We start from the raw sequence: 15296 nt of genomic DNA, 5'->3' as shown, positions 1-15296 counted from the left end.
TAATTTTTGGAAATAAAATAAGATTTGAAGATGAAATTTAGATGCTGCTATTTAGGACCATCATAATTATAGTGGAAATAATTAAATGCAGCTTCTCCACCATCGGTTACTTCATTATAACTAAATAATGCTAGTCGAGTTCCTTTCCAATATCCGAATGCAGTGCTGAAATCTGGACCAATACCTTTGAAATTTTTATTGTCAAAACTATAGTAGAAATGATTTTTTTGATGGATGAGATCGAGTGTTAACTTAAAATAAATGATTTTTTTAGAAATTAAAATTTCTTCATAGGTTTTGTCTTTTCCTTCAAAATAAACATATAATTTTCCGTTATCATTTTTAACGCCAATCGAATTGTACATTTTAGACATACTACTTAATCCTGCTTTTTGCCCAGAAACCATATGAGTAGCATCCATTTGAACCATAACTTCTCCGGTATTTCCCATTACTTTTTGGGTTAGAGTATTGTAAGCTTCCATGATATTTGCTGCTTTTTTTGCTTTTAAAACAAACCATCCTTTCTTTTTACTTAAAGACCAATTAGCATTTATGGGGTTATGATTCCATTGCCATTGAAGCCCTAATTCGGCGGAATTAAATTCGTCATCTGATTGCGGGGCAACAATAGGGAAATTACCAGCTATATCAGGTTTTTTCCATACCGCTACAGGTTCTCCAATTCCGTTTCTGTCAATATCAATTCCAATAACTGGCCAGTCGTCATGCCAAAACATAGGTTGTAAGTGCAATACGCGACCCAAAGCATCCGCTGATTGGAAATGATAAAACCACCATTCTCCATTTGGCGTGTCAACAATTGCTAATTTCAGTACTTCCTTTTTCTAAAACTACTTTTTTTTCATAAGGACCATAAATGTTTTTGGAGCGTAAAACAGTTTGCCAGCCTTCAGAAACACCGCCTTCCGGAATGCTGATGTAATAATAATTATTTCGCTTGTAAATTTTTGTTCCTTCGGCTACAGGACCTGTATATACTGTCTTGCCCTCATCGAGCAGTTTTGTTCCGTCAGCACTCATTTTATGGATAATAATAGGACCTGCACCGTGAACGCTGTGTCCCAGATAAGCCTGTCCGTCATCATCCCAAAACGGACAGGGATCTTCCCATTTTTCTACCTCTTTTACCAGTAGGAGTGGAGACCACGGACCTTCTGGTGTACTGGAACTGGTCATAAACAAACCTTCATTAATCGTACAAAAGTAAACCCAAAATTTATTGTCATGAAAACGTATTGCCGGAGCCCAGCTGCCTCCGGCATATCTTTTAAAAGTATCATAGGCAGGAAAATCCAATCGATCGTAAATCCGGCTAACGATTTTCCAGTTTACCATATCATCTGATTCCTGAATGGTCATTCCCATGTAATGAAATTCAGAACAAATCATATAGTATTTTTTTCCAACTCTGATAACATCCGGATCGGAGTAATCTGCATTTAATAGGGGATTGATATACGTGCCATTTCCCTGATCTCCCCAGGAACCTTTTTTTTGACTATAGGCTAAAGATGAAATCAGTACGAGGAGACAGAGAACCAGTAGTTTTTCTTTCATGTTAAGAAACTTATTTTCCTCTTTTAGGCATTGGAGTTATATCAGTTAAATCTTTGATTTTAATTGGATTTCCTGTTTCAATACTGTTTCGGGCAGCAATACCAATTAATACTGACATAGCACCATCCCGGCTTCCGGCTGATCTTTCAAATGGATCAGCAGTATTTGGAGTTTTGAATATTTTATCGTGTAATCGTTGATCGCCTCCGCCGTGGCCGCCTTTTTCGGTAGGAACCGTTACTTTTTCAAAATCTTTCCAAAGTTTATGGACAATTATTGTTTCGTGTTTCGCTTCTTCTAATGCAGATTGTTCCATCTCTTTGGCATGCATTTCAGCCTGATCCACAGTCGTTTTTTTATCATATGGAATATCTAAAGAGGCTTCAATACGGCCTTCGGTACCATTAAAAGCTAATCTCCAGCCTTCAAAAGGAGAATAGGTAGTGAGAGAATAGTTGACAATAGCATTGTTGGCATATTTTATTTGAGCCGACATTTTATCATAAATATCAATCTCTTCTCTAAAAAGACAGTTGTCTCTAATGTAACCATCGTATTTTTCATTGGCCACATACAAGTTCATCGATTGCTGGTCTTTAGTGATGTCATAATAATAATCACAAGTTGTTTTATGGTCGCAGCTTCTGCAATTTTTACCTCTGAAAGGATTGTTTTTTCCATAATGTTCTAAATCTCCCAAAGCAAAAACGTCAGTTGGATCTGAATCCAGCCACCAATTGAGTAAATCAAAATGATGAGTGGCTTTGTGAACCCAGAGTGAACCTCCGCTTTCTTTTTGTCCGTGCCACCGTCTGAAATAGGAAGCCCCGTGATAGGTATTTAGATACCAATGAAAATCTACCGATGTGATTTTTCCAATCGTATTATTGGCTAAAAGTTCTTTAATTTTAGTGCTGTAAGGACTCCATCTGTAATTAAAACCAACGATTAAATTTTTGCCTGATTTTCTTTCGGCATTTAGGATTTGCTGACATTTATTTTCGTCTGTGGTTAATGGTTTTTCGGTAAGTACATCATAGCCGGAATTCAAACCTTTAATGATAAATTCATGATGGGTGGCGTCTTTTGTGGTAACGATGATTAAATCCGGTTTAGTCTTGTTTATCATTTCGTCAAAATTCACAAAACTAGGGCAGTTGACTCCGATAAATTTTTTAGCATATTCTAATCTGCCGGGATTTATATCAGATAGCCCCACAAATTCCAGAATATCCGAATATTCCTGAACTAGTCTTTTTCCCCAGAAACTGATGCCTCTGATTCCGGTACCCACGAGTACAATTCGGAGTTTTTTAGTAGTATTAAAATCAAAAGAACTAAGAGGGAATGCGGAATAAGCTGCAAGCATACTTACAGATGTCAAAAATTTTCTTCTTGTAACTTCCATAAAATTTGGTTTTAATTTTGGTTAATTAATAAATTTAATAAGTGGTTTTTTGGTTTTTTAAATGTAATTAATTTATTTATTTAGAATTTGTTATGGGGTATTTGAAGTTATTTGATAAAAAAATCCTCCGTCAAATAATGACAGAGGATTAAAATTTAACTTTATAAATAGTTATTATTCTGATGCGTGACCATATCCTTGGGTAATGTTACCGTTAGATTGAGAAAGCGTTTGGTAGGAGAAAGCTCTTATATAACGTGGTGGATAACCAGCTGTATAATAATTATCCTGGTAACCTTTAAAAATATCTGAGGTATATTGACTTTCATTGTTTACGATGTTAATTCCCCATTTGGTTTTTACATATCCTGCATTTTGAAGATCTGTTGCTTCCTGGCTATTTGGATCGATATATCTATACAATCCTTTGATGGCTATATTTCTGTTTCCAGAATCAGCTGTAAATCCGTTTCCTGAGTTATAAGTGGTTCCGGTCCATTTATCGCAGTTTCCTCTCCAACCTGGTGTTAAAACTGGATAATTTGGATTCGATTCGTCCACATTAGCATTTCCTGTTAACATAGTTGATATTCCAAAAGAAGTCATGTTTACTGCTTTTGTCCAAATATAATTAGAAATAGTTAAACCTGTTTCAGGGAAAGTATAATATCCGTTTGTTTTCAAACCATTAACCATTGCAATTTGTCTGTCACGAAGTTTTTTGATTCTTTCTGGCATTTTTCCAGATAAAATCATGTCCCAACGAGTATGTCCTTCTCCAGCTAATTCTAGTTTTCGTTCTTCTAAAATACCGTCAATTAAAGATTCACCAGATAATGCATTGACATAGTTTGTTACTTTTGTTGTCTGATCAGCAGAAGAAAAAGCGCGACTACGAACTTTTGTTAAATATAATTTTGCATTTGGTTCATCGTCTAAAAGAGCATAAGCATAGGATAAATTTAAGATTACATCTCCTAAACGCATTTGCACCCAGTTACAACCTGAAGATCGTTGAGCTGCAGTATAAGGGTCTTTCATGCGGCTTTCATCTAGTTTGTTATTGGCTAAACCGCCTTTTTCTCTACTTCCTGGAGAGAAATCAATTAGTTTTTCAGAGCAGGCTCCTGAATTAGCTGTAACTGCTACTGTTACATCTCTACGCATATCTTTTGGGTCAAATTCACCATAATAAAAAGAAGCATAAATACGGCTTTGTCCATAGGACTTACACGGAAAAGCATTAGAGCCACCACCTCCGGATGGACGACCAAAGGCATATGGAAATTCAGAAGTTCCCACAGCTCTTGTTGTTCCTGTTTCAAAAATGGATTCAGGGCTTACTGTTAAATCCATTACGTATTGGAAATGACGTTGAAAAGGATTGTTGAAATTTCCAGTCCTTTCGTCTGCGGTAATTAAATGTGCCGTTCCCGAATTGTCTACAAGTTTTTGAAGGTATTCTTTTGCAATAGCAATATAGGTTTTGTAATCAGTGCGTCTTACATATTTAGCGTTCCAAAATACGGTTCCTTTTTGTTCAAAAGTAACCGATCCGTAATCAAAATCGGTACGTCTGGTTTGCCATCCACCGGCAGCAAGAGCCATTTTTCCAATCAATCCCTGAGCAAAAGAGCGGGTAAAACGTTCGGCTGTTAAACCTCCTTCTCCGATACGATTCATAAGTGGTTCCACTTTTTTAAGAGCTTCAATTTCTTTATCGTAAATTTCATCTCTTGATGTTAATCCGGTTGTTTCTAATTGCTCTAAATTTCTTACTGGAACATCAAAATAAGGGACATCTCCAAAATATTTAATTAGGTATTGATACATATTGGCACGAAAAACAACTGCTTCTCCATATAATTGTGTCCATTCAGTTGTTTTGTTAGCTGCAACTGCATCTTGATATTCTTTTTTAGCGCCAATTGCTTCAATCATAATATTGGAACGACTAATTATTTTATAGGCATTAGCAAAAAAACTTTTTGGATTTGTTTCATTAATACTTAATTCGGTTGCAAAAAGTCCTTCAGGAATATGTCGGGTCTGAGCACTGTAAGCTTCAGGGTGGCACTCTGAGTCAGAACCTACTATTTCAGTATCGTAAAACATAGGGGAGTCAGCAAGTCTCCAGATATCATAGTTTCCTACCATAGCTTTGTAAGCTTCGCTTGGTGATGAGAATACGAAGTCTTCATCTACCTGAGAAGGAGATTGTACTTCTAAAAAATCTTTGTTACATGCTGTATTTAATAAAATAGAAATACAAAGTATAAAATATAATAGCTTTTTCATGATTCAATAAGTTTAAAATTAAAATGCAACATTAACTCCCAATGTAAAGGAACGTGGGCGTGGATAAGAACCATAATCAAGTCCCGGTGTTGGGTAGTCTCCGTTTCTTGATGAATCAGGATTAACTTCAGGGTCTAAACCATTATAACCTGTAATTGTAAATGCGTTATAGATGGTTCCATAAACTCTCAAATTGCTGAATCCCATTTTTGTTAAAACATTTTCAGGTAAAGAATAACCCAAAGTAAAAGTGTTAAGTCTCAAGAAAGAACCGTCTTCTATTGCATAAGTAGAGGTCATTGTTTTTTCAGCGAATGGAATGAAAGTAGTTGCGTTGGCATTTAAAGCGTCTAAATCAGCTGGTGCTACTACAGGAGTAATTTGTCCGTTGATAACATCATAGATTTTATAAGCTCCTGCTAATTCTTGTAGTCTGTTCCTAAATAAACCAGATTCTTTATTTCCCTGATAAGCATTCAAGTGATTGGCATTATAGATGTCATTCCCATAACTCCAGTTGAAATCAAATCCAAAATCAAAGTTTCTATAATTTCCACTAAGGTTGAAACCACCTGTATGTTTAGGATTCATATTTCCAATTACAGTTAAATCATTATCATTGATGATACCATCATTGTTGAGGTCTTTGTATTTTGGTACTCCCGGATACGCAGTTTGTGAACCTGGTTTGTGCTCTGTTGTTCCGTAAACAGTAGAAAGATACCCACTTGCAATATCAGGTACTCCTGATTTTAAGGTATAGGTTCCGGCTCCTGCAGCATTGTAGTCGAAATCGCTTGTAGTGTACCAGCCATCGTAAATCCAACCTCGAACTAAACCTACAGGTTTTCCAACTTCAAAAATATAGTCTCCTGAAGCTGGTGAGTTGTTGATTCCTCCCCAAGCAGAGCTGTAAGTAGGATTAACTCCTTCGCCTAATTTATCAACATTTCCTTTATTAACATTGATGTTAATGCTTCCGTGTAAATTAAAATCTTTTGTTTTTATTAAATCTCCGTTCAATGAGACTTCAATTCCTTTATTGCTGGTAGTTCCTAAATTATCATACATAGCTGAAAAACCACTTATTTCAGCAATTGGTCTCAGTAATAAAAGGTCTTTTACTGTGTTTTTATATACATCAATGGTACCTTTCAATTTGTTATTGAATAAGGCAAAATCAAGTCCAATATTTCTAGTGATGGTCGTTTCCCATTTTAAGTTAGGGTTATTAAGTGTTGAAGCTGGTACATAAGATAATTGCTGTACCTCATTTAAAGAATATCCCGTTAGTCCTCCTGATTCCCAGTTCATTTTCCATAATCCGGCATTAATACCGTCATTACCTACCGTTCCGTAGGACGCACGTAATTTAAGGCTACTTATCCAGTTCACGTTTTTCATGAAATTTTCATCAGAAATACGCCAAGCAGCTGCACCGGCAGGGAAGTAGGCCCAACGATTAGTAGGTGCAAATCGGGAAGAACCGTCTGCTCTAAAGGTGGCCGTAAATAAATATTTATCTAGAAAGGAATAGTTAAGACGGCTAAAATAGGAATTAGAGCGGTTAGGTGTCCCGATGTTTGAGCTGAAACCTCCGTATTTTGTATCAGAGTGGTCGTAAGAATCCATGTTAGCAAAAGCACGTTCATCGTCAAACGAAATCGGGTATCGTCTTCCAAAAACATAAGTGCTTTCAGAATGAGAGTCAGCAACCTCCATTCCTCCAAGTATAGTTAAAGAATGCTTATCACCTAATCCTTGTACTTCATAATTAAGGGTGTTGAACCAACGATAATTCCATCCTTCTGAAGCATTAATGGAAGCATCTCCTGCGAAAGTTTTATTACCTTGCGAATCTACATAGCGTTGATAAATAGCTCCCTGCCATATTTTTCTTCTGTCCCAGTTAGTCGTTAATCCTAAACTTGTTTTTGCAGTAAGTCCTTTTGTAATTTCCCAACTAAATGCCGTATTGGCTACTAACTTTCTTGAGATATTGGTGTCCGTGTAATCATTGATTCTTTTTACAGGACTGTAAACGTCATTTAATAGTGTCTCGTAATCTCCTAATTGCGTATTTATAGTAACATCTGATTCTCCTAAAATATCATTAGTGGCTATCGGACGAAACCAATAAGCGGAAGTTAAAAGAGAACCTCCTCCAGAACTTGTTCCTTCATTTCCGATTGTTTGTTCCTGACTGTATCTGGTGTTAAACGAAAATGTTATTTTTTCACCTAATTTTTGATCTAGTTTGAAGTTAACATTGGATCTTTTATAAGATGAGTTTATTTTCATTCCTTCCTGATCAATGTGATTTACAGAAAAGATATATTTTGTTTTATCATTTCCGCTGGTAATATTGAAATCATGGTTGTGTGTAAATGAGCTTTTGTAAACCTGTTTGCTAAAATCTGCGCTCTTTACAGTTTTGTAGTGGTCAATTCCCGCAGTATTACTTCCGTTAAACTCATTACCAATTAACCATAATTTTTCCCAAGCATTGGCATAACCGTCTCCAATGGCTTGAGCATAAGCCCAGTTGTATTTGATATAGTCATAACCATTCATTACAGGTAAGTAGCCAGTTGGAGTATTGAATTGTGTATAGCCATCATAGGTTACTTTTGTTTTACCTTCTTTTCCACTTTTAGTAGTTACTAAAATTACCCCGTTTGCTCCTTGAGCTCCATAAATAGCTGTAGCAGAAGCATCTTTCAGTACGTCGATACGTTCAATTTGACTTCCCGGTATACTACTGATGGAACCAACCTGAAAACCATCAACAATGTAAAGTGGTTCATTGCTTTGGGAAATAGAACCTCCACCACGTACACGTATTGATATACTGGCACCTGGTCTACCATCCTGAGCGACCACATTCACACCTGGAAGTTTACCTTGCAAGGCCTGAGCTACATTAGCTACTGGTGCTCTTGTGACATCTTCACTGGTAATAGAAGCAATGGATCCTGTTAAATCTTTTCTTTTAGCAGTTCCGTAACCTATTACAACAATTTCTTCTAGTTCATTGTTTTCTTCGTTCAGGCTGGTATTGATTGTGTTATTCCCATTTACAGGGATTTCCACTGTTTTATAGCCGATATAGCTAAATTGTAGAATTGATTTAGCATCAGTTTTAATGGTGTAATTACCATCAAAATCAGTTGAAGTACCCTTTGTAGTACTTTTGATAAGTACTGAAACACCCGGTAGAGGTATTCCTGTTTTGGTGTCTTTAATCACACCTTTTACAGTAATTTGTTGTCCAATTGCAGGCAGATAAAATAGAAAACCTAACAGAATTATATAGTATTTTTTATTAATGTTTGTATTCATATTTTTTTTGGTTTGTTGGTTGAAAATATTAGTTTGTTTATTGAATAAATTGGTATTAACTGCTGTCATGTAGATTCATACTTTTTAAGATGTTAGATTAATAAATAAATGTTAAAAAAAAATAGTTTAATAAATTGATAATTGCTGTTTTAGTAAAATTGTAATCGATTAACTTACTGTTTAATTTTTTACTAAGATAGTGAAAAAATATTGTAATCGATTACAATATGTAAATTTTGCAAAAAAATAAATAAATTAAAGTTGTATGTGTTTTTTTTGTGTTGTTTTTTTAAATATTCTGTTTTTACTTAATGTAATGTTAAATATGTGCTATTAGTAGTTGTGAAATAGGAAGTGAAAATGTAGGATAAATTTAGGAGAATGATATATTAGCTTTGTCGAATGGGGTGTTAATGCTCAGGAACATAAAAAAAAATCACCCAGGAATATTATAAATACCTAGGTGATTTTTTTTTTTTTAGGAGATCCTAAAGCCAGAATGGTTTTATTCTTTTTCTTCAACATTTTCTGCTTTTTTCCTCCAATAATTTGCCAATAAGGAACCGGAAACATTCATCCAAGGACTGAACACAGCCGATGCTAAACCTACTGTGGCTAGTTTTCCCATGGATCCTGCAAGACCAGATGCCATTCCACCGTTTTGTAAACCTACTTCGAAAGCGATAGTACGGCTGCTGTTTTTATCTAATCCACAGATGCGACTCAGGTAATAACCAAAGAAATAACCGGCTCCATTGTGAAGTATAGCGACTAAGAAAAGTAAAAATCCTATCTGGATTAAATTATCTCTTCCGGCTGCTGTGGTTACGAGTGTGAAGTAAATAATACCGAACATTGAAAAATAAGGCATCAGACTGTCAATTTTAGGGTAAGCTTTATAAGCTAAATGGTATAGTTTCCCAACAATAAAAGCTCCTGCAATAAAAGCACTTATTTCTACTAAATGTGCTATTGTACTATCATTTTCGTAAGTGAAAGAAGGACTAAAGAAAAGTAATATTCCCAGCCATACCGCAGATAAAATACTTAAAATATCAATTCGTTTTCGTGCGGTTGCACCGTAATTTTTTAATATATCATGAATCATAGCTGCCGCTAAGGGAACCAGCACAATCTTAATAATTTCCATCATCATATTAAAAAAATGAACTTCGACCATAGTTCCGGCAAAAAATTTCATCAGAAACGGGGTCATGATAGGTGCAGCCAAAGTAGAAATTGCAGTAACCGTAACCGATAAAACCAAATTCCCTTTGGCAATATAAGTCATTACATTCGATGCCAGACCACTGCTGCAGGAACCAATTAAGATGATTCCGGCTGCAATTTCCGGTTCGAAATTAAAAGTTTTTGCCAGAATAAAACCTGTTATGGGCATAATGGTAAAATGCCCCAATAGACCAATGAGAACTCCTTTTCCCGATTTGCGGATGCCTGTAAAATCTTCAATACTCATTTGAGTTCCCATCCCGAACATCACTAATTGGATGATGATTAAAATAAGCCATTTGTTACGCAAATCTATCGAACCAATATGTAAAAAAGTTTGCGGATAAATTAGTCCAGCACAAACGGCGGTGACAATCCAAAAAGTATATTGGTAACCACTCAAAAGTTTGCTATGCCCGATACCAATAGATAAACTTGAAAAAGCAGCTATCAGACTGATTTTCCAAATTGGTTCCATTTGTGAAAACCAACCAATGGCGGCAAGAATGAAGAGAATGGGACTTGCCCATAAGAAGATTTTACGCATAAGAATTTTGTTAGAAGTATACTTCGGCTAATTTTTTCATGGCAATGGCAGGGCTAGCTAAAATAGGAATTACTTTTTCTGTGTCGCTTAATCCGTCAACTACACGAGCCATAGAAGCCTGAGCCAAAACAATTACACCCACTTCCTTCATTAATTCTTTTAAAGCTTTAGCAACCATTTCGTCATGTTTAGCTGCATCGCCACTCATTAAAGCTTCAAAAGCACCTTCACAAAGTTTGGATACAATGGTAACTTCTTTACCCGCTGCTAAGGCTCTTCTTCGCACCAAATCAGAAGTGGGTTCTAAAGTAGTAGGCAAGGTTGCAATTACGCCAATTTTGTTGCTAATTTGTACGGCTTCGTCAGCCATCGCCTGATCTACTCTGATTACAGGAACGCTGGATAAAGTTGCTGCTGTTTCAATGGCTGCGCCAATGGATGAACAGGTTACTAAAATCACATCGGCTCCGGCTTCTTCGGCAGCTTTTATGTGGTTGACCACTCTGGCTGCTGTATTAGGCATTAGTTTACCTTTTTTGATAACATCTTTAATCAGACTGTCATCTACTATGTTAAAGGTTTCCACACCACTTAAATGCTCCGAACTTAATTGTTGAAATAAAGGAACCAACGTAGCTGAAGTGTGAACGAATCCTAATGTTTTTGCTTTCATATATAATTTTTTTTATGTGTCTAACTTAATTTTTCTCCTTGTAATACTTTGATAAAATAATCCGGAGTTCCTACCTGTCCTCCTTTGAAATTTAATTCCAATCCATTGACTAATTCCTCTTCTGATATAGCTTTGCAAAGCGGTGCTCCGGGTGCTAAGGGCGCCAACATTTCCAGAGCGAAAATGCCCAGTTCGGATGCCGCATAACTCGAAGTGTCTCCGCCGGCAAAAAGTATTCTTTGAATCGGTGCTGATTGTAACGCCGTTTTGATAATTTGTCCTAAAACGCGACCGTAAATTTTGCTGCTTTGTTTTTGGATTTCTTTTGGAGTAAGCCCGCTGTGTTTCAAATAATCCTCGGTTTCGGCAATCCGTGAATCATTGTTTCCGATACTGGTATGTAAAATCGTATTTTTTCCTGCTCTTATATTTTGGATAATAGCCTGAGCCACTTCGACAATGCTTTGTTCCTGATGGTCGTGATGCATGACTTTGCTTTCCAAAGCAATACCTTGAAAACCATTTGTTAAGGCATATTCAATTTGACCTGCTGTTACCGGTGAACAGCTCCCGGAAACGACCAATAGGGGGGCAGCTGGCCCCGGATGTTTAAATTCAAAAGTGTTTCGAATCATTTTTTCTTCGTTCCATGCCAGCCCTAAAGCCATTTCGATTCCCGAAGAGCCTACCGTAAAAAGTGTTTTTTCTTTTCCTTTTTGATGGAAAACAGTTCCTATTGTTTTTAAATGCTCCTGATTGATTCCGTCTAAGAAAACTATTTCAGCATTTTCTTTGTTTTTTATTTCTGCTGCTACCGCTTCAGCTCCTTGTTCGATAGTGGTGATATTGACTAAAGCGATGCTTTTTGTAGTTTGTTGTGCCAAATGCAATCTCAGGTCGGCTTCATGAGCCGGAGTAACCGGATGCGCACTCATTGACGGATGACGGTCAATACGGTAAATTTCACCATTGCCGCTGGTTCCCATTTTGGCAAATAAATTTCCAAAAACACAATACCTTCCCAGATGCGGGGCGGAAGCAGAAACAAAAGTAGTTTTTTGGTTAAAAACTTCGCTGCCAATTTCGATGGCTTTGCCAATGTTACCCACATGCGGCGCTGAGTCAAAGGTGGAACACACCTTATAATGGACTTGCCCTGCATTGAAATCTCTTAAGGTTTCGAAAGCAGGGAATAATTCCTCTTCCATTTCTTTGGGAGACATCGAACGGCTTTTTCCAGCCAGACCAATAGCCTGTACTCCGGGAAAAAAATCCAAATCTTTATGCAACGGCGGACGCAGAAAAAGAACGGTTTTTATACCGGCTAAGGTCAGGAATTCTAAGGCATCCGTGGAGCCTGTAAAATCATCTCCATAGTAGGCCAATAATAAAGGATGTTCTTTGTTCATAGCTGTGAAATTATTTTTTTGCCACGAATTACACGAATTGACACAAATTTGGATATCATACTATTCCACGAAGCTGTCAAAGGCAGATAAAAATTTGTGTAATAACTTTTAGAATAATTAGTATTTGTGCTAACTAGTGTAATTCGTGGCTTTTTTGATGATTTATTATTTTGAGAATTTTTTAACTGATGCTGCAAATTCCGGATATTGTAAAGCGGCTTCTTCAACAGATAAGCCATCAACTGCTGCTTTCCAGGCTTGTTGTAAGGCATTAACACCTGCTGTAGCTCCCATAGGGTGTGCTAAAATTCCGCCACCGGCCATGTATAATAAATCGGTGGTTTGGGTTCTGCGGTAGGTTTCCGGTGCCTGACCGCCCCATTGTCCCGAAGAAACTACCGGTAAAGGATTGTTTCCACATACAAATGGTTTCAGACAGGATTGTATCGATTTTACAACCGAATCATCCGATTCCCAGAATTTATTCTGGATTCCGTTAACGTGCATCTGATCTACACCGGCCAAACGCCAGATTTTTTGATAAGCCGGAAATTCAATTCCTAATAACGGATGACGGTTCAACATTCCCCAGCCATTTCTATGTCCGTGGATGACTAAATCACCCTGATCACATATTTTTTTTGTTCCACTCAATCCTACGCTGTTGATACTAATCATGGCGCAGGTTCCTTCGTTTTTTTGGATGTGTTCGTATTTGCGTTGCATCGCATCAATCTCATCGCTGATGTTGAAAGCATACATGACTTTCTTGCCAGTTTTGTGTGCGTGCTCATTAATTACTTTCATGATAACGTTTACACGGTCGTTAAAAAGAGAGTTGGCTGTCGATCCCATTAATTCATCATCCTTGATAAAATCAATTCCTGCATCGATTAAGGTTTTCACCAAAGCTGCTGTTTCCTCCGGGCTCATTCCAACACTTGGTTTGATAATAGTTCCAATCATCGGTCGGTCACCTACGCCGCAGGAAGCTTTGGAACCCTGAATACCAAATCGAGGTCCTTTGAAATGGTTTTTAAAAGAATCCGGAACATCAAAATCCATCAGTTTTAAACCGGTAAACTGACTGATTTCGTATAGATTCCCCTGTAAAGTACTAATAAGAACCGGAAGGTTGTAACCGAAATTCTCAATAGACCAACTCACCTGAACTTTGGCTCTTTGGTATTTTTTACCCGGAATAGCATTCCCCGGAATCGAAGGTTCATCCACCAAATCCAGTTTTTCAATGTGTTCCACACGGGCAGCAAAACGTTGTTTGAGTTCGGCGGTTTCTCCCGGAACCGATACAAAAGTCCCTGAGGATTGTTCGCCTGCCAAAACCGCTGCCGCCTGTTCTACCTCATAAGGGGTTTCGATGTAATATTCTGCAAATATTCTTTCCATTTCTTTAATACACTATACTGTTGTTATTGTTTTAGTCTTCTTGTAAAATTAAGACTTAAAATCACAAATACAAATGATTAGTGTTTTTTTCGAAAAAAATAAATAATATTCGAAAATAATAGAAAGTAATACAAATAAAAAAACAACTCAATAAGGAGCTTTATTTATTTCAATATTTTTGGTAGGATGGTTTTCCAATCAGTAATAGTGAATTTATCGATTATTCGTTTGTCTTTTCCTATAATATAGCAAATTCTTGAGCAATAATTGATTCTGTAATTTTTATAGAAATCGTGATTGAATTCGTTTTCCATATCAATATGCAATCCTTCCCGCTTTGTGTCGATTTTAGAATCTATATGAAGAACATCGATGTTTTTAAAATTATTTTTTATATCATAAAAAGCCTGCGTTGATTCGATGTTACCACCACAGCCACAAGTATTAGCGATAATAAAGAATTTTTTGTTGAATTTTGTGTTTTTAATTGTATCTCCTTTCGTAGTAATGATTTTAAAGAATGGGGCTTTCATTCCTATTTGAGTTCCAACTTTATTTTTAAAATTCGGGACTTTGACAAGTGTTAAAAATGCTCCATTATTTGAAATAGTTTCAAAACGATAAAAGTTTTTATTCAAATTTAAAAATTCTCCCACTCTCAATAAATCACGGTCATAGACAGAATCTTTTACATTTTTATTGTTTTCTAGTAATGCTATATTGGAATCAAAACCATATGTGAAACTAGTTGCATTTCGAAGTTCGGCAATTCCAACTTTATAGTTCTTATGACCGATACTGAATTCTCCAATTAAATGTTCACTTCTGCCGATTAAAAGAGTGCTGTTAGATGTTCCAATTTTTAACCAGGAAGAGTCTTTGGCAGTTTTTTGTCCATCAGAAATTAAATAGTTGCACTTTATTAGGTTTTGAGATGAAAACCATTGAATTTTTTCATAAGGTCTGATGGGGTCATCTGTAAGGTCTTTGTTGTTATTTTCATCAACTATAAAAACATTTTGTCCATTTTGGTTGCCTTTTATGATGTTGACATAGTAAGGAAGTTTTTCTTTAAAATCAGGGGTTAGTAAAATACGTTTTATTTCCTGAATATATTTTGGGTATTTAATTGAATAGGGAAATTTTTCTGTAGTATCTTTAAAAATTAAATTAGCCGCTCCCAATGAAAATAATCCGTTACCTCTTACTTTTTTTGTTTGAATTACCAAGGTGTCTTTTGAAGATGTAAAATGGTTTGTAACGCTTTGTTTGTTTTTGCATCCTACTGTGGCTAAAAAAATAAAGAGAAGAATGATTTTATAAATAGATTTCATTATTTTAAGAAGGATAATTACTGTTAACTTTGTTTTAAAACTCCATTTGTTATTATTTATTGTTGAA

9 protein-coding genes and 1 pseudogene are annotated in these 15296 nt (G+C 36.2%); all 10 read right to left on the bottom strand.

Annotation, left to right across the window (positions count from 1 at the left end; all coding sequences use genetic code 11):
* Positions 1 to 47: 47 nt before the first annotated feature.
* Positions 48 to 740 (bottom strand): beta-xylosidase family glycoside hydrolase, encoded by a 693-nt coding sequence (locus AC4FRF_RS12810; protein WP_491159950.1) that lies wholly within the window; start codon positions 738 to 740, stop codon positions 48 to 50.
* A 76-nt stretch (positions 741 to 816) separates the two neighbouring features.
* Positions 817 to 1581: a glycoside hydrolase 43 family protein gene (locus tag AC4FRF_RS12805; protein ID WP_491159949.1), complete on the bottom strand. Its 765-nt coding sequence runs from the start codon at positions 1579 to 1581 to the stop codon at positions 817 to 819.
* A gap of 10 nt (positions 1582 to 1591) precedes the next feature.
* Positions 1592 to 2989: a Gfo/Idh/MocA family oxidoreductase gene (locus AC4FRF_RS12800; protein WP_491159948.1), complete on the bottom strand. Its 1398-nt coding sequence runs from the start codon at positions 2987 to 2989 to the stop codon at positions 1592 to 1594.
* A gap of 762 nt (positions 2990 to 3751) precedes the next feature.
* Positions 3752 to 5287 (bottom strand): annotated as a pseudogene (locus AC4FRF_RS12795) (RagB/SusD family nutrient uptake outer membrane protein); the annotation flags it as partial.
* A gap of 18 nt (positions 5288 to 5305) precedes the next feature.
* Positions 5306 to 8629: a SusC/RagA family TonB-linked outer membrane protein gene (locus AC4FRF_RS12790; protein ID WP_491159947.1), complete on the bottom strand. Its 3324-nt coding sequence runs from the start codon at positions 8627 to 8629 to the stop codon at positions 5306 to 5308.
* 505 nt (positions 8630 to 9134) lie between these two features.
* Complete coding sequence (locus AC4FRF_RS12785; protein WP_491159946.1) at positions 9135 to 10406, bottom strand: bile acid:sodium symporter family protein; 1272 nt, start codon at positions 10404 to 10406, stop codon at positions 9135 to 9137.
* A gap of 10 nt (positions 10407 to 10416) precedes the next feature.
* The gene (locus tag AC4FRF_RS12780) at positions 10417 to 11079 is read right to left on the bottom strand and encodes an aspartate/glutamate racemase family protein (protein ID WP_491159945.1); all 663 of its coding nucleotides are present in this window, start codon (positions 11077 to 11079) and stop codon (positions 10417 to 10419) included.
* A 20-nt stretch (positions 11080 to 11099) separates the two neighbouring features.
* A complete protein-coding gene (locus AC4FRF_RS12775; RefSeq protein ID WP_491159944.1) occupies positions 11100 to 12488 on the bottom strand; it encodes a four-carbon acid sugar kinase family protein in 1389 nt (462 codons plus the stop codon).
* 165 nt (positions 12489 to 12653) lie between these two features.
* Positions 12654 to 13895 carry a ribulose-bisphosphate carboxylase large subunit family protein gene (locus AC4FRF_RS12770; protein WP_491159943.1) on the bottom strand — a complete coding sequence of 414 codons (1242 nt, stop codon included), beginning with the start codon at positions 13893 to 13895 and terminating at the stop codon, positions 12654 to 12656.
* 164 nt (positions 13896 to 14059) lie between these two features.
* A complete protein-coding gene (locus AC4FRF_RS12765) occupies positions 14060 to 15229 on the bottom strand; it encodes a hypothetical protein (RefSeq protein ID WP_491159942.1) in 1170 nt (389 codons plus the stop codon).
* Positions 15230 to 15296: the final 67 nt, after the last annotated feature.

Source organism: Flavobacterium sp. ST-158 (assembly GCF_058309975.1).
Note: the sequence above shows the minus strand (reverse complement) of the source record. Positions and strands in the feature narration are given on the sequence as shown.

Coding starts and splice junctions, on each gene's coding strand:
- AC4FRF_RS12810 (WP_491159950.1), bottom strand. CDS start 740: ATGTTTTGGCATGACGACTGGCCAGTTATTGGAATTGATATTGACAGA.
- AC4FRF_RS12805 (WP_491159949.1), bottom strand. CDS start 1,581: ATGAAAGAAAAACTACTGGTTCTCTGTCTCCTCGTACTGATTTCATCT.
- AC4FRF_RS12800 (WP_491159948.1), bottom strand. CDS start 2,989: ATGGAAGTTACAAGAAGAAAATTTTTGACATCTGTAAGTATGCTTGCA.
- AC4FRF_RS12790 (WP_491159947.1), bottom strand. CDS start 8,629: ATGAATACAAACATTAATAAAAAATACTATATAATTCTGTTAGGTTTT.
- AC4FRF_RS12785 (WP_491159946.1), bottom strand. CDS start 10,406: ATGCGTAAAATCTTCTTATGGGCAAGTCCCATTCTCTTCATTCTTGCC.
- AC4FRF_RS12780 (WP_491159945.1), bottom strand. CDS start 11,079: ATGAAAGCAAAAACATTAGGATTCGTTCACACTTCAGCTACGTTGGTT.
- AC4FRF_RS12775 (WP_491159944.1), bottom strand. CDS start 12,488: ATGAACAAAGAACATCCTTTATTATTGGCCTACTATGGAGATGATTTT.
- AC4FRF_RS12770 (WP_491159943.1), bottom strand. CDS start 13,895: ATGGAAAGAATATTTGCAGAATATTACATCGAAACCCCTTATGAGGTA.
- AC4FRF_RS12765 (WP_491159942.1), bottom strand. CDS start 15,229: ATGAAATCTATTTATAAAATCATTCTTCTCTTTATTTTTTTAGCCACA.